This is a genomic window from Sphingosinithalassobacter sp. CS137 (assembly GCF_014334115.1).
Taxonomy (GTDB): Bacteria; Pseudomonadota; Alphaproteobacteria; order Sphingomonadales; family Sphingomonadaceae; genus Sphingomonas.
The window spans coordinates 1218342-1238280 of record NZ_CP060494.1 but is presented as its reverse complement, the minus strand read 5'-3'; the positions used below and the strand labels follow the sequence as shown (position 1 = coordinate 1238280).

General features: G+C 67.6%; 25 protein-coding genes. 10 read left to right on the top strand and 15 right to left on the bottom strand.

The features are described from left to right. Window positions 1-3: 3 nt before the first annotated feature. From hisH to hisB, 3 genes are read right to left on the bottom strand one after another with little or no spacing between them, the layout of a single operon-like run. Window positions 4-606 (bottom strand): imidazole glycerol phosphate synthase subunit HisH, encoded by a 603-nt coding sequence (gene hisH / locus H7V21_RS06050; RefSeq protein ID WP_188055947.1) that lies wholly within the window; start codon window positions 604-606, stop codon window positions 4-6. Next, on the bottom strand, window positions 603-887 hold the full coding sequence (locus H7V21_RS06045; protein WP_188055946.1) for a YciI family protein: 285 nt from the start codon (window positions 885-887) through the stop codon (window positions 603-605). The genes hisH and H7V21_RS06045 overlap by 4 nt, the downstream gene beginning before the upstream one ends. Then, window positions 884-1471 carry an imidazoleglycerol-phosphate dehydratase HisB gene (gene hisB / locus H7V21_RS06040; RefSeq protein WP_188055945.1) on the bottom strand — a complete coding sequence of 196 codons (588 nt, stop codon included), beginning with the start codon at window positions 1469-1471 and terminating at the stop codon, window positions 884-886. Before hisB ends, H7V21_RS06045 begins: the two co-directional genes overlap by 4 nt. 72 nt (window positions 1472-1543) lie before the next feature. On the opposite strand from hisB, the gene H7V21_RS06035 reads away from it, so the two are divergent. Further along, the gene (locus H7V21_RS06035) at window positions 1544-2026 is read left to right on the top strand and encodes an SspB family protein (protein WP_188055944.1); all 483 of its coding nucleotides are present in this window, start codon (window positions 1544-1546) and stop codon (window positions 2024-2026) included. A 54-nt stretch (window positions 2027-2080) separates the two neighbouring features. On the opposite strand, the gene H7V21_RS06030 is transcribed toward H7V21_RS06035, so the two are convergent. Continuing rightward, window positions 2081-4036, bottom strand: a complete 1956-nt coding sequence (locus tag H7V21_RS06030; protein ID WP_188055943.1) for a putative bifunctional diguanylate cyclase/phosphodiesterase — start codon at window positions 4034-4036, stop codon at window positions 2081-2083. A 449-nt stretch (window positions 4037-4485) separates the two neighbouring features. On the opposite strand from H7V21_RS06030, the gene fumC reads away from it, so the two are divergent. From fumC to H7V21_RS06010, 4 genes are all read left to right on the top strand, one after another. Next, complete coding sequence (gene fumC / locus H7V21_RS06025) at window positions 4486-5874, top strand: class II fumarate hydratase (RefSeq protein WP_262504027.1); 1389 nt, start codon at window positions 4486-4488, stop codon at window positions 5872-5874. 72 nt (window positions 5875-5946) lie between these two features. After that, window positions 5947-6204, top strand: coding sequence for a hypothetical protein (locus H7V21_RS06020; RefSeq protein WP_188055942.1), 258 nt, complete (start codon window positions 5947-5949; stop codon window positions 6202-6204). Window positions 6205-6262: 58 nt separating this feature from the next. Further along, on the top strand, window positions 6263-6913 hold the full coding sequence (gmk, locus tag H7V21_RS06015) for a guanylate kinase (RefSeq protein WP_188055941.1): 651 nt from the start codon (window positions 6263-6265) through the stop codon (window positions 6911-6913). Between the two features lie 26 nt (window positions 6914-6939). Continuing rightward, window positions 6940-7512: a hypothetical protein gene (locus H7V21_RS06010; RefSeq protein ID WP_188055940.1), complete on the top strand. Its 573-nt coding sequence runs from the start codon at window positions 6940-6942 to the stop codon at window positions 7510-7512. Window positions 7513-7526: 14 nt separating this feature from the next. On the opposite strand, the gene H7V21_RS06005 is transcribed toward H7V21_RS06010, so the two are convergent. The 7 genes from H7V21_RS06005 to H7V21_RS05975 form a co-directional block, all read right to left on the bottom strand. Continuing rightward, window positions 7527-8132, bottom strand: coding sequence for a DUF6151 family protein (locus H7V21_RS06005; RefSeq protein WP_223177052.1), 606 nt, complete (start codon window positions 8130-8132; stop codon window positions 7527-7529). Window positions 8133-8259: 127 nt separating this feature from the next. After that, the gene (locus H7V21_RS06000) at window positions 8260-8949 is read right to left on the bottom strand and encodes an ATP12 family chaperone protein (RefSeq protein WP_188056385.1); all 690 of its coding nucleotides are present in this window, start codon (window positions 8947-8949) and stop codon (window positions 8260-8262) included. Beyond that, a complete protein-coding gene (locus H7V21_RS05995) occupies window positions 8946-9167 on the bottom strand; it encodes a hypothetical protein (RefSeq protein WP_262504026.1) in 222 nt (73 codons plus the stop codon). The genes H7V21_RS06000 and H7V21_RS05995 overlap by 4 nt, the downstream gene beginning before the upstream one ends. Then, window positions 9164-9835, bottom strand: coding sequence for an HAD-IA family hydrolase (locus tag H7V21_RS05990; protein ID WP_188055939.1), 672 nt, complete (start codon window positions 9833-9835; stop codon window positions 9164-9166). Before H7V21_RS05990 ends, H7V21_RS05995 begins: the two co-directional genes overlap by 4 nt. Beyond that, on the bottom strand, window positions 9832-10926 hold the full coding sequence (locus H7V21_RS05985; protein ID WP_188055938.1) for an RluA family pseudouridine synthase: 1095 nt from the start codon (window positions 10924-10926) through the stop codon (window positions 9832-9834). Before H7V21_RS05985 ends, H7V21_RS05990 begins: the two co-directional genes overlap by 4 nt. Beyond that, window positions 10923-11297 (bottom strand): fluoride efflux transporter CrcB, encoded by a 375-nt coding sequence (gene crcB, locus H7V21_RS05980; RefSeq protein WP_188055937.1) that lies wholly within the window; start codon window positions 11295-11297, stop codon window positions 10923-10925. Before crcB ends, H7V21_RS05985 begins: the two co-directional genes overlap by 4 nt. Before the next feature lie 61 nt (window positions 11298-11358). Further along, the gene (locus H7V21_RS05975) at window positions 11359-12093 is read right to left on the bottom strand and encodes a hypothetical protein (protein WP_188055936.1); all 735 of its coding nucleotides are present in this window, start codon (window positions 12091-12093) and stop codon (window positions 11359-11361) included. A gap of 139 nt (window positions 12094-12232) precedes the next feature. Here H7V21_RS05975 and H7V21_RS05970 point away from each other — a divergent pair, with 139 nt between their 5' ends. Continuing rightward, window positions 12233-12826 carry an SOUL family heme-binding protein gene (locus H7V21_RS05970; protein ID WP_188055935.1) on the top strand — a complete coding sequence of 198 codons (594 nt, stop codon included), beginning with the start codon at window positions 12233-12235 and terminating at the stop codon, window positions 12824-12826. Window positions 12827-12871: 45 nt separating this feature from the next. Further along, on the top strand, window positions 12872-13093 hold the full coding sequence (locus H7V21_RS05965) for a hypothetical protein (RefSeq protein ID WP_188055934.1): 222 nt from the start codon (window positions 12872-12874) through the stop codon (window positions 13091-13093). Window positions 13094-13162: 69 nt separating this feature from the next. Here the strand turns inward: H7V21_RS05965 and H7V21_RS05960 are convergent, their stop codons facing one another. Next, the gene (locus H7V21_RS05960; RefSeq protein WP_188055933.1) at window positions 13163-13987 is read right to left on the bottom strand and encodes a class I mannose-6-phosphate isomerase; all 825 of its coding nucleotides are present in this window, start codon (window positions 13985-13987) and stop codon (window positions 13163-13165) included. A 117-nt stretch (window positions 13988-14104) separates the two neighbouring features. On the opposite strand from H7V21_RS05960, the gene H7V21_RS05955 reads away from it, so the two are divergent. Further along, on the top strand, window positions 14105-14914 hold the full coding sequence (locus H7V21_RS05955; protein WP_188055932.1) for an outer membrane protein assembly factor BamD: 810 nt from the start codon (window positions 14105-14107) through the stop codon (window positions 14912-14914). A gap of 52 nt (window positions 14915-14966) precedes the next feature. After that, on the top strand, window positions 14967-16631 hold the full coding sequence (gene recN, locus H7V21_RS05950; RefSeq protein WP_188055931.1) for a DNA repair protein RecN: 1665 nt from the start codon (window positions 14967-14969) through the stop codon (window positions 16629-16631). Here the strand turns inward: recN and H7V21_RS05945 are convergent. Further along, a complete protein-coding gene (locus tag H7V21_RS05945) occupies window positions 16628-16930 on the bottom strand; it encodes a winged helix-turn-helix domain-containing protein (protein ID WP_188055930.1) in 303 nt (100 codons plus the stop codon). The two genes, recN and H7V21_RS05945, sit on opposite strands and share 4 nt — an antisense overlap. Window positions 16931-17127: 197 nt before the next feature. Here H7V21_RS05945 and H7V21_RS05940 point away from each other — a divergent pair, with 197 nt between their 5' ends. Continuing rightward, window positions 17128-17523, top strand: coding sequence for a hypothetical protein (locus H7V21_RS05940; RefSeq protein WP_223177051.1), 396 nt, complete (start codon window positions 17128-17130; stop codon window positions 17521-17523). Between the two features lie 66 nt (window positions 17524-17589). On the opposite strand, the gene H7V21_RS05935 is transcribed toward H7V21_RS05940, so the two are convergent. Together H7V21_RS05935 and tgt are read right to left on the bottom strand one after the other, a co-directional pair. Continuing rightward, entirely contained in the window at window positions 17590-18597 is a 1008-nt protein-coding gene (locus tag H7V21_RS05935; protein WP_262504025.1) for a cell wall hydrolase, read from the bottom strand. Between the two features lie 95 nt (window positions 18598-18692). Further along, on the bottom strand, window positions 18693-19823 hold the full coding sequence (gene tgt, locus H7V21_RS05930) for a tRNA guanosine(34) transglycosylase Tgt (protein WP_188055929.1): 1131 nt from the start codon (window positions 19821-19823) through the stop codon (window positions 18693-18695). Window positions 19824-19939: the final 116 nt, after the last annotated feature.

Genomic DNA, 19939 nt, shown 5'->3' with positions numbered 1-19939 from the left:
CGGTCACGGCCGCCATGCGAGGAACCTTTCGATCAGCGCGATGCCGTAGCGCTGGCTCTTTTCGGGGTGGAACTGGACGCCCGCGATATTGTCGCGGCCGATCGCGGCGATCACGGGGCCGCCATGATCGGTGACGGCGAGCACATGCGCGCCCTCGAATGCGAAGCTGTGCAGGAAATAGGCTTCGCCCGCCTCGATCAGCGGATGCTCGGCACAGGGGACGACGTCGTTCCAGCCCATGTGCGGCACGCGCACCGTCTCGCCCGGCGGAAGCGCGCGGACCACGCCCGGTACCCAGCCGAGCCCGGCGTGGCTGCCCAGCTCGTCGCCGCGCTCGGCGAGCAGCTGCATGCCGACGCACACGCCGAGGAACGGTGCGCCGCCGCGCAGCACCCGTGCCTCCATCGCCTCGACCATGCCGGGCAGCGCGCGCAGCCCCGCGGCGCAGGCGCCGAACGCGCCGACGCCGGGCAGCACCACCCGCTCGGCGCGCAGCACCCGATCGGGATCGTCGGTCACGGCGATGTCGCGCCCGCCGGCGGCCTTCAGTGCGTTATGGACCGAGTGGAGATTGCCCGCGCCATAATCGATCAGCGCGACGCTCATGCCAGCAGCGCCTCGAGCCCCGCCGCCGCCTTGCTCGGCTCGAACTCGAAAAAGCGGTACTCGGCCACGCCGTCGACTGCGAAGGGATCGCTCGCGCACCAGTCGCGCACGTCGTCGAGCGTGCCGCGCACCAGCAGCATTCCGCCCGTCACCGGCACCTTGCGCCCCGAAAGCAGCAGCCGCCCGTCGTCGAGCCCCTGCTGCAGCCAGGCGAGGTGCGCGGGGCGCAGCGCGTCGATCCGCTCGCGGTCGACGGTGTAGCTCAGCTCGACGACGATCACAGCACGCCCTTGGTGCTCGGGATCGCGTCGGCCTTGCGCGGATCGATCTCGACCGCCTGGCGCAGCGCGCGGGCCAGCCCCTTGAATGCGGCTTCGGCGATGTGATGATTGTTCGATCCGTACAGCGTCTCGACGTGCAGCGTCACGCCCGCCGTCTGTGCGAAGCTGTGGAACCAGTGTTCGAACATCTCGGTGTCCATTTCGCCCAGCCGCTTCTGGCTGAACTGCGTCTTCCACACGAGAAAGGGCCGGCCGGAAATGTCGATCGCAACGCGCGTCAGCGTCTCGTCCATCGGCGAGAGCGCGTCGGCGTAGCGGCGGATGCCCTTCTTGTCGCCCAGCGCCTTGGCCACTGCCTCGCCGATCGCCAGCCCCGTGTCCTCGACGGTATGATGCTGGTCGATGTGCAGGTCGCCCACCGTCTTCACGTCGAGATCGATCAGCGAATGGCGCGAGAGCTGCTCGAGCATGTGATCGAAAAAGCCGATCCCGGTGGAGATCGTATAGTCGCCGGTCCCGTCGAGGTTCACGGTCACATCGACCGAGGTCTCGCTGGTCTTGCGGCTGATGGTGGCGGTGCGCATGGCGCTTCACATAGCGTGCGCGGGGCCCCATGCAATCTTGACCGCGTGGCAACAGCCGTTAGCAGTTGCCCGATGAACGGTGGTATTCCCGACAGCCTGATTCCCTATGACGAGATCGTGCAGGAGGCGCTGCGCGCCGTCGTCGGCCGCGTCCTCGGATCGGTGGCCGAGCGTGGGGGCCTGCCGGGCACCCATCATTTCTACATCACCTTCAAGACCCAGGCGGCGGGAGTCGATATCCCCCAGCGGCTGATCGACCGGTTTCCGGACGAGATGACGATCGTGCTCCAGCACAAATATTGGGATCTGAAGGTCGCGCCCGAATATTTCTCGGTCGGGCTGAGCTTCAATCAAATTCCCGCGATCCTCACGATCCCCTTCTCGGCGATCACCGGCTTCCACGATCCCGCCGTGAACTTCGAACTGCGCTTCCAGGCCGCCGAAGGCCCCGACGGCCCCGAACCGCACGACGAGGCCGAAAACGACGGCCCCGTCGCAAAGCCGGCCGACGATGGTTCGAACGTCGTGTCGGTGGATTTCAAGCGGAAGAAATAGGGGCGGATCGGCGCCGGAGGTCCGGCGCGCTGCCATGGACCTTCCGGCGGGAGCTCAGGCCGCCTTGTATTCGGCCGTGTGTTCGGCCGCCGCGTCGAGGGCGAGAAACTGCGCGATCGGCAGTGGCTTCGCGATGAAATAGCCTTGCAGCAGCGTACAGCCCATCTCGCGGAGCAGGGCCGCCTGTTCCGCCGTCTCCACGCCCTCCGCCACGCAGGAAAGCTCCAGCGTCTCGCATAGGCCGATCACTGCGCGGGAGATCGAGCTGCTGTAGCTGTTGCCGAGGTCGTTGGCGAAGCTGCGGTCGATCTTCACTCGGTCGAGCGGCAGCCGGTGAAGGTTGCTCAGGCTCGAATATCCCGTTCCGAAATCGTCGAGCGCGATCTTGAGCCCGGCGCCGCGCAGCATGTTGAGCGCCTCGATCGCCGCGTCCAGATCCCGCATCACTGCGGTTTCGGTCACTTCGATCCACAATCGGCCGGGGTCCGAGCGGCTGCGGCGAACGGCGCTCAGGATCGCACTGATCGTCTCCGGGGCGTTCAGGTCGCATGCGGAGACGTTCACCGACAGCGAATAATGCTCGGGAAGCTGCGCCAGCAGCTGCAGCGCGCGTTCGACCACCGAAAGCGTGATGCGGTGGATGATGGTGCTGCGCTCGGCGATCGCGATGAAACGCTCTGGCGACACGCTTCCCAGTTGCGGGCTCGTCCAGCGGACGAGCACTTCACCGCCGACGATCCCGCCGCTCGCGTAGTCGACGATCGGCTGCACATGCACCTGAAGATCCTTGTCGACGTCGATCGCCTTCAGCTCGACTTCGAGCAGCTGCTCGCCGCGCACCACGTCTTCCAGATCGTCGGTGAAGGTGACCGCAGTGCCGCGCCGGTGCCGTTTCGCGTGATAGAGCGCGTGGTCGGCATGCTCCCAAAGCGCGCGACATGCGGTGCCTTCGTCCATGAAATGCGCCAGACCCGGCGAGGCCCCTACCGAAAGCTCGCGGTTGCCGACGAAGATCGGCATTGCCACCGCCTGGCAGAGCCGCTCGGCGATCTCGGCCGCTTCCTCGGGCGATGCATGCAGGATCACGCCGAATTCGTCGCCGCCCAGCCGATACAGAGTCGCGGAGGGACCGGCGACCTGGCGCAGCCGCTCGGCGATCCGGTTCAGCAGCTCGTCGCCGATCGAATGGCCGAACGTATCGTTGACCGGCTTGAACCGGTCGAGATCGATCACGCCGATCGTCGTGACGCCGACGTTCGCCGGATCCCCGGTCACTGCGGTGATGTCGGCGAGGAAACGGCGCCGGTTGCCGAGCTGGGTCAGGCTGTCGGTATGTGCCAGCGCATGATTCTCGGCGTTCAGCCGGACCATTTCCTCATGCTGCTCGGCAAGCTTCTCGCGCGCCGCGACTTCGGTGCTGAAATTCTCGAAGGTGTTGCAAAGCACGCGCAGCAGGACGAGCACCACCAGCAGAACGTTCAATGCGATCGGCGCGAACACCGCATGTTGGTCCTGTCCGAGCAGCGCCAGAAAATAGGCGGGCAGAACGCCGGCCGCCCCCAGGATCGCCGCTTGGGGAACGTGGATGAGGCAGAAGATGCACCCGATCACCGTCGTCGAGACGTACAGCGCGGTGTGCGCCTGTTCGAAGGGGCCGCCATATTGCGCCAGCGACAGCGACCAGGCGAGATACCCGACGCCGAAGCCTGCCGCAGCGAGGGAGATGACGCGAAGCTGCCTGCGCGCCTCTTGAGGCTCCGGTGTCGGATCGTTTCGGATGCGGACCCAGTGGATCAGGCGGACGGCAGTAACGCCAAGCAGAAAGGCGGGCACGGCTACCGTCAGCAGTATCGGGGCGTTGTCCGCGTGGGACCATGCCAGCGCAGTGGAATTGATCAGCAGCAGCCCATAGAGCAGCGGCACCTGCCGCCGCATCTGCACCGCCTGCGCCTGCGCCAGGATCGGATCCTGCCCGACCTCCATGAACCACTTGATCGGCCTGAGTTTCATCGCGCTCCCATCCTGAGCGATGCATAGCCGGTTCGGTTAAATCTCCCCTAAACCGACGCTCGGTGGAAAATACTTAGACGAGAGCGGTGCCGTGCACTTCGGTGGTCGCGCGAAGGATCATCGCGACAGCTTGCGCCGGCACGCCGCGAACGCCGGCCGCGCCCGCCCGGGTCGCCGCGCAGCTCCCGGCCCGCCCTCCGACATTCCCGCTGTCCTACACCCCCCGCGCCGCGCTACGCTCGCACCCATGCCCTATCCGGCGCTTCCGATTCGCTCCGCCCGCCGTGCCGAAGCGGCTCGGCGGCTCGGCGGCCCGGCGGGACCGAGGGGGGACGTAGCGTTGCATTCGCTGCGTTCGGGTATCCCGCTACCGCTTGGCAGCGCCGCCTCGCACCCGCTAGAGCGCCCGCGACTCCATCGCAGCGACTGGCAAAGAGGATGACGCACTCGTGACCACCCGTACCGAAACCGATTCGATCGGCGCCATCGAAGTTCCCGCCGACGCCTATTGGGGCGCGCAAACCCAGCGTTCGATCGAGAATTTCCCGTTCGGATCGATGGAGCGGATGCCGCTCGGCATCGTCCATGCCCAGGCGATCGTGAAGCAGGCGGCGGCGCGAGTGAACCGCAAGCACGGGCTCGACGGCAGGATCGCCGACGCGATCGAGGCGGCGGCGCAGGAAGTGATCGCGGGTAAGCTCGACGATCAGTTCCCGCTGGTGATCTGGCAGACTGGCAGCGGCACCCAGACCAACATGAACGTCAACGAAGTGATCGCCGGCCGCGCGAACGAAATGCTGTCGGGCACCCGCGGCGGCAAGTCGCCGGTGCACCCCAATGATCACGTCAACATGAGTCAGTCGTCGAACGACAGCTTCCCCACCGCGCTCCACGTCGCGGCGGTGCTGGCGGCGCAGGACGTGCTCGCCCCCGCGCTCGACCGGCTGGAAGGGGCGCTCAGCGCCAAGGCGAAGGCGTGGGATCACATCGTCAAGATCGGCCGCACCCATACGCAGGATGCGACGCCGCTGACGCTCGGCCAGGAATTCTCCGGCTATGCCGCGCAGCTGATCAGCTGCAAGGCGCGGCTCGAAGGCGCACTGAACGGCAATCTGCGCAAGCTGGCGATCGGCGGCACCGCGGTCGGCACCGGGCTCAACGCGCCGGCGGGCTGGGCGGAGGACATGGCCAAGGCGATCTCCGACATCGCCGGGACGCAGTTCGAACCGGCACCCAACAAGTTCGAGCAGCTGGCGGCCAAGGACGGGCTGGTCTTCTTCTCGGGCGGGCTCAACACGCTGGCGGTCGCATTGAACAAGATCGCCAACGACATCCGTTTCCTGGGTTCCGGCCCGCGCTCGGGCCTTGGCGAACTCTCGCTGCCCGCCAACGAACCGGGCAGCTCGATCATGCCGGGCAAGGTGAACCCCACCCAGTGCGAGTCGCTGACGATGGTCGCGGCGCAGGTGATCGGCAATCACCAGGCAGTCACCGTCGGTGGCATGCAGGGCCATTTCGAACTCAACGTGTTCATGCCGCTGATCGGCGCGAACGTACTGCGCTCGGTCCAGCTGATGGGGGTCGGCATGACCAGCTTCGCCGAACGCTGCGTCGACGGGATCGAGGCGAACGAGAAGCAGATCGCCGATCTGGTCGGCCGCTCGCTGATGCTGGTGACCGCGCTGGCGCCCGAGATCGGCTACGACAATGCCGCCAAGATCGCCAAGAACGCGCACGAAAAGGGGCTGACGCTGAAGGAAAGCGGGCTGGCGCTCGGGCTGGTCGACGAAGCGACCTTCGATCGGGTGGTGAAGCCGGAAACGATGGTCGGGCGCTGAGCGGGCGCCCCGCGCGGAACTCTGCCTCGCTTGCGGCGCTCTACTGGCGAAGTGTCGAGAAGGAGAAGCTGCATGATTCGGCGAGTATTGGGAGGCGTGGTCGGCGGTGCGCTCGGCCGCCGCGCGGGCAGCGGGGCGAAAGGCGCGCTGCTGGGCGCGGCCGCCACCCGCGTCCTGCCGCGCATCGGTCCCTGGGGCTGGGCGCTCGGCGGCGGCCTTTTCGCGGGCAAATATCTCTACGATAAGCGCAAGCGGCGCCGTCAGGAGCCGCCGCCCCCGGTCGAGGCGGCGCGGGCGCGCGGGCCCGATACCAACGCCTCGGCTCCCTAGGCCCGATTCGGTGGCCCTGGCGCTTGACGTGGGTGCCGGGGCCGCGCCACTAGCGGCCATGCCTCATAGCTTCGAACAGGATCCGCACGGCTTCAAACGGCGCGGCGTGCTCTTCGTTCTTTCCTCGCCGTCGGGCGCCGGCAAGTCGACGATCGCGCGCAAACTGCTGGCCAACGATCCGTATTTGACCATGTCGGTTTCGTACACGACTCGGCCGATGCGCCCCGGCGAAGTGGACGGCGTCGACTATCATTTCGTCGATACCGAAACGTTCAAGGAAATGGTCGCGGCGAACGAATTCCTCGAATGGGCGCATGTGTTCGATCATCGCTATGGCACGCCCAAGCAGAGCGTCTTCTCGATGCTGGCCAGCGGCAACGACGTGCTGTTCGATATCGACTGGCAGGGCGCGCAGCAGCTCTATCAGCTCGCGGGCGGCGACGTCGTCCGCCTGTTCGTCCTGCCGCCGTCGATGGAGGAGCTTCGCCGGCGGCTCGAAACCCGCGCGACCGACGCGCGCGAAGTGATCGAGCGCCGCATGGCGCGCGCCGCGGGCGAGGTGGCCCATTGGGACGGCTATGACTATGTTCTCGTCAACGACGATGTCGAGAAATGCTACGAATCGGTTCGGACGATCCTCGCCGCCGAGCGGCTCAAGCGATCGCGCCAGACGGGGTTGATCGGATTCATCCGTGGGTTGATGAAGTAGCACGCACAAAAAGGGGAGGCGCTGCGATGCCGCGGTTGTTGATCGGAAGCGTGTTGGGTGGGCTGGCGATGTGGCTCGTCGGCTTCGTTTTCTGGGGTACTCCGCTCAGCCTGCTCGCCTACAAGCAGGCCGGGGCCGGTGATTCGGCCGCGCTGCAGGCGGCGCTCGCCCAGCATCTGGGGCCGACGGGCACCGGCGCCTATTGGATTCCGTCGCCGGGCAGCGCCGCGGGCACCGAGCTGGTCGGCCGCGGGCCGAATGCGCTGGTGCAGTTCGTGAACAGCGGCATCGCATTGCCCGACACCGGCGCGTTGATCGGCGGCCTCATCCTCGCGATCCTCTGCGTTCTGGTGGCCGGGATCGCACTGCGCAGCTGCGCCGCCCGCGCCAGCTTCGCCGACCGGTTCAAGCTGGTGCTGCTCTTCGCCGCTGCGATCACGCTCTACACCGATCTCGGCCAACCGGTCTTCAACCACATGCCGTGGGGCTATTTCACCTATCTGTGGGTGAGCGACCTGCTTTCCTGGGCAGCGGCCGGGGCGGTGATCGCCTGGTTCCTGCCGCATCCGCGTTCCGAAGCCCAGAGCGGCGGGGAATAGGCAGGGCGCTGCGCTCAGGCGCCTTCGCGCGGCCGCGCCGGCTGCGGCCGCGCGATCGGATCGAGCGTCGCCGGTTCGAACAGCGGACTGCGCCTCCGGTCGCCGGCGACCATGTCGGCGATCATCCGCCTTGAAAAGCGCCACATCAGCGTGCGCATCGGCATACGCTTGAGGCAGCTGACGTCGCCCGCCGCTTCATCGGTGAACAAATGGCCGATCGGCGGCCCCAGGAGCGGATCGCGGCGATCCGGGTCGCAGTTGGCGACGAGGACGGTGATGTAGGGGATGCGGCCGTTCTTGTAGGTGTTGAACATCGGGGTGTCGCAACACGCCGCATACCAGCGCAGCGTCGGCTTCCGGGTCAGGTGCATGCAGCGCAGCTGCTCGCGGCCGGTATCGACTCGGATCGTGGCGCACCGCCCCTGATAGAGCGCGGTCCCGGCGTGGCGATCGAGGATGCGCTCTGCGGCGCCCAGGCGCGTTGCGAACGCCTGACAGTCGGTACAGTGGCACACGACATGATCGCCCACACCCGGCCCGGGCGTGACGAGCTTCCCGGATACCGCCCCGCAGGCACAAGCGAAGGCAAGATCGCGCCCTTCTTCATTGCGGTTCGTCACAGAAGAACTCGCTTCGTGGCCCGGTGGAAGCGCATGGCTACAGCATCCGTGGGAAGTTGCGAACGAAATTGACCGTTACTCTTTCCCGCCTGAGCGGCTGTCGGCGGGACCGGACCGTCGCCTCGCGTCACAGCAGGGCGAGAAACCGCGCCGCGGCATCGAATTCCGCCCTGCGCGATTCGCGTGCGGCAGTCGCGAGTTCGTCGTCGCCCCATTTTTCCGCCTGCCAGTCCTCGTCGAGCTGCACTGCTCGCCACAGCGTTTCGCGATCGACGCCGCCCTCCAGCAGCGCCAATGCGCCGACCAGCGATCCGCCTATCGTCACCAAAGGCGACAGCCCGGCCAGCTCGAACGCCGTGCGGGCCGCCACCGCATCGCCAAGCCGAGCGATGGTCGCTTCCGGCTGCGCGCGATGCATCACGCCGGCCACCTGCTCGAAGTGCACATCGTAGCGCGCGCGCGCCCAATCGAGCAGCGGATCCCACAGGGCGGTCTGGCGCGCTATGAGTTCGGAGGGCGTGTCGGCGCGATAACAGAGCAGGTCGCTCTCGCCATAGGCGGCGAGTCCCCCCGCGAACCCGGCGGGATCTAGCGCGACCCGGTCTATCGCGGCATTCGCGAGCCCGGTGAGCGGCATCGCGCGCGGATCGATCATCTCGCCGACGTCGCGCCACTCCTGTGCTACGGCTTCGGCGAGTGCGGCGCTGGGCAGCAGCAGCGGCGTACGTCCGGGCGTGTTCACCGCCCGCCCGTCGAGTCGCAGCCCATGGCCGCTCGACCCGGGGGCGAGCGTAACTTCTTCCCAGAAACGCTTCACCGGTCGTCCGGCGTCCGCCACCGGCGGGCCATCGCGCGCGGTACCACTGCGATCACATAGAGCCCCATCAGCACGATCGCGCCGCCCAGCACGGTGGTCTCCCACTGCGTCGAGCGTCCCGCGAGAACGAGGCCGAACACTGCGCCCGCAGTCGCCAGCATCTGCACGCCCACCATCATGAAATAGCGGTTGCGAGCCTGAACCTCCGGGTCGATCATAGCGTCTCCAGCAGCGCTTCGAGGTGCGCGGGCAGCATATGTGCGCGGTCGAGCACTACATGCGCGCCCGCCGCGGCGAGCTCTTCCGCATCATGATAGCCCCAGGCGACGCCGATCGCATGTGCGCCGCCCGCGCGCGCCATCGCCATGTCGAAGCTCGTGTCGCCGATCATCGCAGTGGTTTCGGGAGCGGCGCCGGCTTCGGCGATCGCCGCTTGTAGCATTGCCGGATGCGGTTTGGACGGGTGCCGGTCGGCAGTCTGCAGCGTGATGAAGCGGTGTCGGATGCCGTGCTGATCGAGGACGTGGTGAAGCCCGCGATCCGACTTTCCGGTCGCCACACCGAGTAGCCAGCCCGCCGATTCGAGCGCCTCGATCGACTCGGCGATCCCGTCGAACAGCGGTTCCTGTTCGAGAGCGCCGGTGGAGCGCAGGGTGAAGAAGGCGCGCTTGTAATCCTCCGCCATCGTCTCGTGGAGCGCGGCATCGCCCTCGGGGAGAAGCATCGCGATCGCAGGCACCAGGCTCAGTCCCACGATGCGGCGGATCGCGGCCCGCTCTGGCGGGTCGAGCCGTGCGTTGGCGAAGCACGTCTCCATCGCGCGACAGATGTTCGCCTGGCTGTCCACCAGCGTGCCGTCGCAATCGAAGATGGCGAGGCGGTTCACCGCTTCGTACCGCGGGAGCGCCGTTCGCCCCGGCGCTCCTTGCGGACCGTCTTGGCATGCGCGCGCGCGCGCGCCTTCTGCTGCTCGCGGGTCGGGGGCGGCGGACCGTCGTCGAACGGCATCGCGTCGCCGACCGCTTCGTCGAATCCCAACGTGCTCAGCGTCTCGGCGAAATGCGTCGGCAGCGGCGCCGTCACGTCGAGCCGGTCGCCGTCCGGATGGTCGATGCGGATGCGGCGCGCATGGAGATGCATTTTGCGGCTGACCCCGCCGGTGAGGAACGCCTCCTGGCCGCCGTATTTGCCGTCTCCCACGATCGGATGGCCGATCGCCGCCATATGGACGCGGAGCTGGTGGGTTCGGCCGGTGAGCGGCTGGAGCTCGACCCAGGCGGCGCGATTGCCCGCGCGCTCGATCACGCGATAGCGGGTCCGCGCGGGTTGCCCCTCGGTCTCGTCGACGTGCATCTTCTCGCCGCCGGTACCCGGCTGCTTGCCGATCGGCAGATCGATGAAGCCGTCCTCGATCTCGGGAATGCCGACGACCAGCGCCCAATAGCGCTTGCGGGCGGTGCGGCCCGAAAAATGCTTGGCGAAAAAGGCCGCGGCGCGCGCCGAGCGGGCGAGCAGCAGCGCTCCCGAGGTATCCTTGTCGAGCCGGTGGACCAGCTTCGGACGGCCTTCCGCTTCGAACTGCAGCGCATCGAGCAGGGCATCGACGTGCTCGATCGTCTTGGTACCGCCCTGGGTTGCGAGACCCGGCGGCTTGTTGAGCACAATGGCCGAGCCGTCCTGATGGATCACCATCGCGCGCGCGAAATCAATCTGTTCGTCGCTGAGTTGCGGCCGTTGCGGGCGCGCGCGCGCGGGCTTTGGCGCTTCGGCGGGGGGGACGCGGATCACTTGCCCCGCGGCGATCCGGTCGCCCGGAGTAGCCCGCGCGCCATCGACTCGGATTTGGCCGGTCCGCGCCCAGCGGGAGACGGTGTTGAAGCTCACGTCCGCCATGTGCCGCTTGAACCAGCGATCCAGGCGGATGCCGTCGTCGTCGATGCCGACGGTGAACTGGCGAACATCTCCGGCCGCGGTCATGCCAGCGCCCGTACTAGGCCGAGCCCCGCCGCGAGCGCTGCAACGGCGCCGGTGACCGAGACGAGCGCGTAGAAACCGGCGGCGGTCCAGTCGCCGCGCTCGAGCATCATCATCACGTCGAGCGAGAAGGCGGAGAAGGTCGTGAAGCCGCCCAGGATTCCGACGCCGACCAGCAGCCTCAGCTGCTCGCTGCCGCCCGCACGCGCCAGGCTGCCGGCGAGCAGCCCCATGGCGAACCCGCCGAGCACGTTCACGGCGAGCGTGCCGACCGGATAGCCGGGGCCGAACCAGGCGAGCGTGGCGCGCCCGACGAGGTGCCGTGCGCCGGCGCCGATCGCACCGCCCAGCATGACGAGAAGAAGATGGGGCATGATCCGCCGGTTAGCGCGGAATCGCGCGCAGGGAAAGGACGCGCCTTACGCGCGCCGGCCACTATACCCCGTTGTTCGCCACCAGATCGATGTCGGTGCCGCCATCCGGGCGCGGCGTCATGAAGAGCACATAGGCGCCGTCGTCGCGCTCGCGGGTGCCGCCGAGGATATGTTCCGCCCCGTCGACCTGGTGCTCGGCGGTGAAGCCCGCGCGGACCGCCTTGGTGTAATACCAGTCGAGCATCGTCTGCATCGGCGCCGGCGAGGAGAAAGTGACGACACGCAGCTGGCATGCCGCACCGTCGGCGCCTGCGGCTTCGACGACTCGCGCGTGCGGATAAAGCGGAATGTCGCGCGGCAGCCGCTCTGCCCATGAAGCCGAATATTGGAGGTCCGCCGCGCACCCGCCCAGCTCGCGGTTTTGCTGGCGTGCCGCGAGGCCGCCCAGCGTCACCGATTCGCGGGCGTTCTGGCACTGTTCGCAGTCGCTCCCGGCCTGCACCGGAGCCGGCGCGCGCATCAGCTCGCCGTCGATGGTGCTGCCGTTGGCGGCGACTCCCTCCGGAGGGACGGTGCCCGAATAGGGCTGGCCGGGGGGACGCACCGAATCGCCGTTTGCCTGCTGCGACAGGCCGGGGTCGACCATGATCTGGTCCTGCAGCGCGCTTGCCAGCGCAGGATCGGTGACATTCTCACCATCCATCGTGTCGGCATTCGTCTGCTCGCTTCCGCCACTGCAGGCGGCGAGTGCCAGCGGCAGCAGCGCTGCGAGCAGGAGATGCGGTCGGCGGATCATTCGTATCGCTCCTGTTTGCAGCCGACGATGGCGCCGGAAGGTTAAGGAATCGTGGGACGGCCTGCGCGCCTCGGGTGAGCCGCCCGCGGGGAACCGATCGCGGAGGACGGCGTTTGGACGTCCAGCGAGGAAGGGCTTGATGCAAGTGAATACCAGGATCGTCGGCGCCGGCGTCGCCGTGGCGATCGCCGCTGGGCTCGGCTATGTGCTGCTTGCCGGCGGCGATGACGAAGTTCCATTCGAAACCGAAGATCGCGAGGGGGCGATCACCGTGCGCGCCTATCCTGGCCTGGTGGTGGCGGAAACCGTTTCGGAGGGTCTGCGCGATACTGCGCTTTCGCGCGGCTTCATGACATTGGCGGACTATGTTCTCGGCAAGGAGCGGAGCGGCAGCCGGATTCCGGTGATGGCGCCGGTGCTGGTGGATGGCGATAGCGACGGGCGGGGATGGCGCACGCGCTTCGTCTTGCCCTTCGATCGCGCGGTGGAGACTCTGCCCGCGGCGGGGAACGAGGTGCGGATACGGTCGCTGCCGGCGCGTCGCGTAGCGGCGCTGCGCTTTTCAGGCGACACCGACGAGGCGGTGCTGGCGCTGCGTGAGGCCGAGCTGCGTCGGTGGATCGAAGCGCGCGGCTATGGCGCCGCGGGTCCGGTCGAGCATGCATATTACACCTCACCCTTTCTGCCGGGGCCGCTGCGGCGCAACGAAGTGCTCATTCCGCTGGCGAGCTGAGCGTTTTATCTTGCCAATACACCCCGAAACGCCCATCTTAGGGTCATGCTGAACATTCTTTCCCTGATAGTCGGCGCGATAGCGCTGCTGCTCGCGATCCCGGCCTTGCTGCCGATCGTTTCGCTGCTCAACTGGCTCGTATTTCCGATAGCGCTGGTGGGGCTTGCGCTCGGCGTGTTGTCCGACCGTAATGAGGGGCGGAACCTGAATCTGCTCGTTGCGATCGTCAGCGGCGGCCGGCTGCTGCTGACCTGGGGCATTCTCTGATCGCATACGGGTCAGCACGATGCAGTATACGGGGATGTGGCGCCCGGCGGCGATCAAGGTCGCTCGTGCCTAGATCCGCCGCTCGCCGGGATAGGCGAACAACAGGTCACTGCCCACTTCGGCTTCGATCTCGGCGGTGCCGCTCAGCGTAAGGCATTCGCCCGCCCGGAAGGGCACGCCATCGACCACCCCTCCGCCGGTGACGGGCACCAGCCAGCCGGTCTGCCCCTCCGCCAGCCGCACCATGCGGTGCCCGCCGGGCCAGCGCTCGAGCACGAATTTCGGCCCTTCCACCAGAATCGTTCGATCGTCGGCGACCTTGCCGGGGATCGGGTGGGGAACGAAAGGTCGCGGATCGGCGACGGCGAGCCCTTCGTCGAGGTGCAGCTCGCGCGGGCGGCCATAGTCGTAGAGGCGGTAGGTGGTTTCGGAATTCTGCTGCACTTCGATCAGCGTGATGCCCTCGCCGATCGCATGGATCGTGCCCGAGGCCGAATAAAAAAAGTCGCCCGCCTTCACCGGCTTCCAGTCGAGCAGCTGCTCGATCGATCCATCCTGCGCGGCGCGACGCAGCGTCTCGCGATCGACAGGCTCTCTGGTGCCGAGTGCGATCGTCGAATCGGGTTCGGCATCGAGAATCACCCAGCATTCGTCCTTGCCGCGGGGCAGGCCGCGCGCCTGTGCCTGCGCATCGTTCGGATGCACCTGCACCGACAGCTTCTCGCTGGTGAACAGATATTTGATGAGCAGGTCAGGGGCGGAGTCGCCCGGCGTCTGGAACCATATTTCGCCCACCGGGGCTCCGTCCGCGCCAGGGTCGGCGAAACCGGGCCACAGGCTATGCCTGCCCCAGGGCTTCTCGACTCGATGGGTGGCGAGGAGAGTGGCGGTCATAGGTCGTCTCCGAAGCAGGTGCGGAGCGATATAGCCGTCCGCGCATTGCCTGTCGCGGAATTCGCACCGCGCGAAAGATGTTGTTCGCGACCGCGCGGCTCGGCTAAGACGGCGCATATGCGTAGTCCTCAGTTCCGCACGTTCGCTCCGGCTCTTGTCGCGACGCTCGCCATCCTCGTCGCCGGTTGCGCCAGCTCCGGCGGCCGTGCCGATACTCCCTATGTCGCGCGCGACGTGGGAACGCTCTACACGGCGGCGAAGGACCGGCTCGACCGTGGCCGCTACCAGCAGGCCGCACAGCTGTTCGACGAAGTCGAGCGCCAGCATCCCTATTCGATCTGGGCGCGCCGGGCGCAGCTGATGAGTGCCTTCAGCTATTACATGAATCAGGATTATGCCGAGGCGATCCAGTCGGCGCAGCGCTTCCTGGCGGTGCACCCGGGCAACCGCGACGCGCCCTATGCCTATTATCTGATCGGCCTGAGCTATTACGAGCAGATCAGCGACGTTAAGCGCGATCAGAAGATCACGCAGCAGGCGCTCGACGCGCTGGGCGAGCTTTCGCGGCGCTATCCGCAGACGCGCTACGCTGCCGATGCGCGGCTGAAGATGGATCTGCTGCGCGACCATCTCGCCGGCAAGGAAATGGAGATCGGCCGCTATTATCAGGATCGCGGCCAGTGGCTGGCGGCGACGCTGCGCTTTCGCTCGGTCGTGGACCAGTATCAGACGACGACTCATGCTCCTGAGGCGCTGATGCGGCTCACCGAGAGCTATCTGGCGCTCGGCATCCCGCAGGAGGCGCTGAAATCGGCCGCGGTGCTGGGGACCAACTATCCGGGCAGCCAATGGTATGAGCGGGCCTATGCGCTGATGCAGGAGCATGCGCCCCAGCTCGCGGCGCAGGCCGGCGCGGCACCTAACTGAGCCGTCGTTTCCTGCTTTCCCGGAGACGCCGAACGCGTAAGGTCGGCCAGGCATGCTGACGGCGCTTTCCATCCGTGACGTTGTGCTGATCGAGGCTCTGGACCTCGAGTTCGGCGAGGGGCTGGGCGTGCTCACCGGTGAGACGGGCGCGGGAAAGTCGATCCTGCTCGACGCGCTAGGGCTGGCGCTGGGTGCGCGCGGCGACAGCGGACTGGTTCGGCAGGGTGCGGCGCAGGCGGTTGTCAGTGCCAGTTTTGAAGCGCCGCCGGAACGCGGCCCGGTCGCCGAACTGCTCGCGCAGAACGGACTCGACATGGAGCCGGGCGAGCCGCTGCTCGTGCGCCGCGTGGTAAAGGCGGACGGCGGCAGCCGCGCCTTCATCAACGATCAGCCCGCCTCGGCCGGGCTGCTGCGTGAGCTGGGGCAGCACCTCGTCGAAATCCATGGCCAGCACGACGATCGGGGGCTGCTCAACGCGCGCGGGCACCGCGCGCTGCTCGATGCGTTCGGGCGGCTCGATGCCGGCGCGGTGGCGGTGGCGCATCGTCGTTGGCGCGAGGCGGAGAATGCCCTTGCCGCTGCACGCGAGGAACAGGAACTCGCCGAGCGCGATCGCGAATGGCTGGAACATGCCGTCGCCGAGCTGAACGCGCTCGCGCCGGAGGAGGGGGAGGAGGCCATTCTCGCCGAGCGGCGCGCGGCGATGCAGCGCGGCGAAAAGATCGCCGGCGATCTCCAGGGGGTCGCCGACCTGCTAGAAGGTTCGGAGGGCGGCCTCAGTCGGTTGCGGCAGGCGGCGCGCGTTCTCGAACGCGTCGCCGAGGATCACGAGGCGCTCGCCGAAGCACTCGGCGCGGTCGATCGCGCGATCATCGAGGCGGCGGCGGCGCAGGAACAGGTTGATCTGGCCGCCGAAGCATTGGCGTTCGATCCCGCAGCGCTCGAAGCCGACGAGGCGCGGCTGTTCGAACTACGCGGCCTCGCGCGCAAGCATCGAGTCCAGCCCGACGAGCTCGCCGCTTTGGCCGGCGAACTTGCGGCCCGCCTGGCGCGAGTCGAGAGCGGCGGAGAAGGCATCGCGACGCTCGAGCGCGCAATGGCGGCGGCGCACCGCGCCTATGTCGAAGCGGCCGAGTCATTGTCCGGCGCGCGTGTCGAGGCGGCGGCGCGGCTCGATGCCGCGGTGGCGTCGGAGCTGGCGCCGCTCAAGCTCGACGCCGCGCGATTCCGCACGACGGTCGAGCCGCTTCCCGAGGCGCAATGGGGTCCGGCGGGCAGCGACCGAGTCGAGTTCGAGATTTCCACCAATCCCGGTGCTCCCTTCGCGCCGCTGATCAAGATCGCGAGCGGAGGCGAGCTTTCGCGCTTCATCCTCGCGCTCAAGGTCGCGCTGGCGGAAGAAGGCGCGGCGGGCACGATGATCTTCGACGAGATCGATCGCGGTGTCGGCGGCGCCGTCGCGAGCGCGATCGGCGAGCGGCTGGCGCGGTTGGCGGCGCGCACGCAGCTGCTGGTCGTGACCCATAGCCCGCAGGTCGCCGCGCGCGGACGCCGCCACCTGCTGATCGCCAAGAGCCATGACGGCATCGTCACGCGCACCGACGTCACGCCGCTCGACGAGGCGGAGCGCCGCGAGGAGATCGCTCGTATGCTCTCGGGCGCCGAAATCACGGACGAAGCGCGCGCCCAGGCCGAACGGCTGCTGGAAGCAGCCTAGCCCCCGGGCGCGAGCAGCTTGCCGAGCGCCTGAAGATAGACGGCAAATGCCTGGCGCCCGGCGTCCGTCAGACGGGCGCGAGTCAGCGACTTGCGATCGATGATGCGCTTCTCGATCGCGATATAGCCGGCGTCCTCCAGCTTGCGCAGATGGATCGAGAGATTGCCCTGGGTGGCGTTCAACAGCGTCTTCAACTCGGTGAAGTCGGCGGCCTCGGCGTCGATCAGATAAGCCATGATGCCGAGCCGCAGACGGCCGTGAATGACCTCGTCCAGATCGTCGATATCGAAGCGTGCCATGTCGGCACCATAGACGAGCCGGTTTGCAACGCAAACATGTTCTCCGTGGGCTTCTTCAGCCGCGAAGCTGAACCGCGCGAACCGCGGCGCGACAGCTTGCGACACATCAGCGGCGCTGGCGCCACACCCGCGCGACAAGCATCCTCGAAAAGAAGCCCAGGCCGCCGAGGCGGTCCCGTAGCGTAGAGGAGTCACTCATGAAGAAGATCGCATTCGTTCTGGCTGGCATCGGCATGGCCGCCACCGCGATTCCCGCAGCCGCCATCGCTGCGCCCGCGCCACAGCAGTGGCAGAACATCAACCAGCGCCAGGCAAATCTCGATCGCCGGATCGATCTGGGCGTCCGCAACGGATCGGTGACTCGGCAGGAGGCGGTGCGCCTTCGCCAGCAGTTCCGAGCGCTCGAACGGATCGAGGCGCAATATCGTCGCAGCCGCCCCGGGCTGACCATGGCCGAGCGCCGCGATCTTGACCGTCGTTTCGATGCCCTGTCGCGCCAGATCCGCATCGAACGGAACGACCGCCAGGTGCGCGGCCAGAATCGCGGGGCGAACGACTACCGCAGCTATGAGCATCGCGGCGGCCGCCGCTGATCGGGTCGGCAAGCAGGAGATGGGGTCTCGCCGGGAAGCGGCGGGGCCCCTTCTCTCGCGGCAGGGCTAGCGGAGCGGCTGTCCGGTGCCTTCCCATTTCGGCAGGATGGTCGATTGCGGGAGTTCGGGCACGTCCGTCTCGGCAAGCAGCGTACTGGTCTGTCGATGGCGCGGCTGGATTGCAGTGTCCGACGGCGGGGACGGGCGGACCGCAGGCACGGCCGCTTCCGGTGCGGCGGCCGGCGACGCCTGAACCTGCGCGGCAGATCGCGACGGGCCCGGCGCAGGCTCACCGCCGCGGTACCGGTCGCGGAACGCTGCGGGAGTGCCCCAATAGCCTTTCCAGCGATGGAAGAAATGCGCTCCGAACACGCCGGTCATCACCAGGCTGCGGTTCCACGAAGGCGTCACTGCATGGGTGTGGTAATGCGTCGCCAGGCCGACGGGCGCGAAGACGCTGCCCGAAAGTGCTGCCTTCGCCACGCGCTCGGCCCGCTGCCATGCGGTCGATGACGGGCGGCGCGTCATCGATCCATCGCAGGCGAAGCTGAACTGACAGACCGGCCGATCGGAACCCTGGAACACGACTCCGCACACCGTGGCGGGGAAGGCGGGATGGCGCACGCGATTGAGCACCACCTGCGCGACCGCGCGCTGCCCGGCGTCCGGCTCGTTGGCCGCTTCATAGTAAATGGCGGTGGTGAGGCATTGGAACGCGCGTGCCTTGTCCGTCCCGCTCCCGCGGGAGGCAAAGGGCGCCGCCGGATGAATCGAGGCGTCGATCACTGCGTCCGCAGGCACAGGCAGGTCGGGCAGCGGCGCAGTGCCCGTCGTGCCCGCCGAGGCCGTTTCATCGTCCACGACGAAGAAGTAGGCGGCACCGGGGAAATGATCGTCGGCTTCATAGCCGGCTGGCGCGGGCGGTCCTTCGGCGCGGATCGGTTCGGCGGGGCCGAGCGCCTGCGCCGAAAACCCTGCCCCGACGAGCGACACGAGAACGGCCGCGCCGACGCCGCGCGCCTGCATCCGCGTGAACCGCCGCCAAAACGGCCGTGCCTGGGTTCCACTCGCCATGGCGCCAGAATAACGCAACACGCGCCGCGCCGCGCCTGCCGATTTCGGCGTGTCCCGCGCCGAAACGCTTGATGGTTAAGGTAATTTTTGGCGCGTCATTCGCCGGAATAGCGCGTGCGGAAGTCCCGCGCGAAGGCGCTCAGCCGGGCTTCGCCGATCGCCGCGCGAAGGTCCGCCATGAGCTGCTGATAGAAATAGAGATTGTGTTCGGTCATCAGCATCGCGCCGAGGATCTCGCCCGCCCGGACGAGGTGGTGGAGATAGGCGCGGCTCCACGTGCCGCACACCGGACAGGCGCAGGCGGGGTCGAGCGGCCCCTGATCCTCCGCGAAGCGCGCGTTGCGGATGTTGATCGGGCCGGTGCGGGTGAATGCCTGGCCGGTGCGGCCCGAGCGCGTGGGAAGCACACAGTCGAACATGTCGATGCCGCGCTCGACAGCACCGACGATGTCGTCGGGCTTGCCCACGCCCATCAAGTAGCGGGGCTTTTCGGCGTCGAGCTGCCCTGGCGCATAATCGAGCACGCCGAACATCGCCTCCTGGCCTTCGCCCACTGCGAGCCCGCCCACGGCATAGCCGTCGAAGCCGACGTCTTTCAGCGCTTCGGCGCTTGCCTTGCGCAGTCCTTCGTCGAGAGCGCCTTGCTGAATGCCGAACAGCGCGGCGCGTGCGGCATGGGCGCCGCCCGAATCGAAACCCGCACGCGAACGCTTCGCCCAGCGCATCGAACGCTCCATTGCGGCCGCCTGCACCTCGCGCGTCGCGGTGGTCGGGACCAGCTCGTCGAAGGCCATTACGATGTCGGAACCAAGCAGTCGCTGAATCTCCATCGACCGCTCGGGACTGAGCAGATGCTTCGAGCCGTCGAGGTGCGACTTGAAGACGATGCCGTCTTCGCTGCGCTTGGTGAGATCGGCGAGGCTCATCACCTGATAGCCGCCGCTGTCGGTGAGGATCGGCCGATCCCAGCCCATGAAGCCGTGCAGCCCGCCGAGCCGGTCGACGCGCTCGGCGCCGGGGCGGAGCATCAGGTGATAGGTGTTGCCAAGCAGGATGTCGGCGCCGGATGCGCGCACGTCCTGCGGCTTCATCGCCTTCACGGTCGCCGCGGTACCGACGGGCATGAAGGCGGGCGTGCGGATTTCGCCGCGGCGCATCGCGATGGTGCCGAGCCGCGCCTTGCCGTCGGTGGCGCGGATGGTGAACTCGAAACGGGGATGGGTCACTCGGCAGTCCTTACTGGGCGGGGCCGGCGAGGCAAGCCTGCCGGCAGCGCTGGGGGTGGGTTGGAGGCCGAGGCAAGCCTGCCACTCGCGTAAGGGACATTGCGGATCGGAAGCGC